This window comes from Streptomyces sp. 2A115, assembly GCF_052245575.1.
Taxonomy (GTDB): Bacteria; Actinomycetota; Actinomycetes; order Streptomycetales; family Streptomycetaceae; genus Streptomyces.
This window is the reverse complement of record NZ_JBQQCG010000218.1, coordinates 1-1,428: the sequence shown is the minus strand read 5'-3', so window position 1 is coordinate 1,428 and position 1,428 is coordinate 1. Positions and strand designations below refer to the sequence as shown.

Here is a 1,428-nt window from a genome sequence, read left to right as displayed (position 1 = left end):
GATGGTGTCCCTCGTCGTGGTGTACGGGATCAGCGGCCGGGAGTGCGCGGGCATCTGCCCGGGGCGCACTTCCACGGGTGACTACCGCTCCCTGAACAGGAGGCGGGCCACCGCGTAACTCTCCTTGGTGAACGCCCAGTTCAACCACGAGGAGTGCACGATGGCCCTGTCCCAGTCTGAACTGATACGGCTCCTTGAGTCACTACGCTCGACCGATGGAATCGAGCTCATCCGCGCCATCGCCGAGCGAATGGTGCAGGAGCTGATAGAGGCCGAGGCAAGTGCCCACATCGGCGCCGAGTGGAACGAGCACACGCCGACGCGGACCAACGTCCGCAACGGGCACCGCGACAAGGTGCTGACCACGCTGGCCGGCGATCTGGACCTGGAGATTCCCAAGGTCCGCACCGGCAGCTTCTTCCCCAGCCTGCTGGAGCGACGGCGCCGCATCGACCAGGCCCTCTACGCCGTCATCATGGAGGCCTACGTGCACGGCGTCTCCACCCGTAGCGTGGATGACCTGGTCAAAGCCCTCGACGGGGACAGCGGCATCTCGAAGTCAGAGGTCTCCCGGATCTGCGCGGCCCTGGACGAGCCGCTGACCGCATTCCGTGCCCGCCCGCTGGATCACGTCCGCTTCCCCTACGTCTACCTCGACGCGGCCTACTGCAAGGCGCGGGTGAACCACCAGATCGTCTCCCGGGCCGTGGTGGTCGCCACCGGCATCACCGAAGACGGCAACCGCGAGGTGCTCGGGCTGATGGTCGGAGACAGCGAGAGCGAGACGTTCTGGAAGGAGTTCCTGCGCTCGCTGCGAGAGCGCGGTCTGTCCGGTGTCCGACTGGTCGTCACCGACCAGCACGCCGGGCTGGTCGCCGCGGTCCGCAAGGTGATGCTAGGCGCCGCCTGGCAGCGGTGCAGGGTTCATTTCCTGCGAAATGTCTTCAGCGTGATCGACCGGGATTCCGGCGAGATGGTCGCCGCGACGATCCGCACGATCTTCACCCAGCCCACCGCCGGCCTCGTGCGCACTCAGCTGGACACCGTCGCCGACATGCTCGGCGCCCAGTTCCCGAAGGTCAAAGCGATGCTGTTGGAGGCGAAGGAGGATCTGACCGCGTTCGCGGACTTCCCGCCCAGGCACTGGAAGAAGATCCAGTCCACGAACCCGCTGGAACGAGTGAACCGGGAGATCAAGCGCAGGATCGACGTCGTCCAGGTCTTCCCCAACGACGACGCGCTCATCCGGCTGGTCACCGCCGTGCTCTTCGAGATGCACGACGAATGGATCGCCTTCCCCCGCCGCTACCTCCCCGAAGGCAGCATGAGCGAGATCTACCGCGAACTCCCCGAAAGCGCCCCCGCGCTACCCAACACCCCGAACGCGCCCGCCAGTTGATCCCCAACACCACGACGAGGGACACGACC

Annotated in this window: 1 protein-coding gene; it reads left to right on the top strand. The window is 66.2% G+C overall.

Annotated features, from left to right (window positions below; all coding sequences use genetic code 11):
- Positions 1–160: 160 nt before the first annotated feature.
- Positions 161–1,399, top strand: coding sequence for an IS256 family transposase (locus tag ACTWQR_RS55665; protein ID WP_443235004.1), 1,239 nt, complete (start codon positions 161–163; stop codon positions 1,397–1,399).
- The last annotated feature ends 29 nt before the right edge of the window (positions 1,400–1,428 follow it).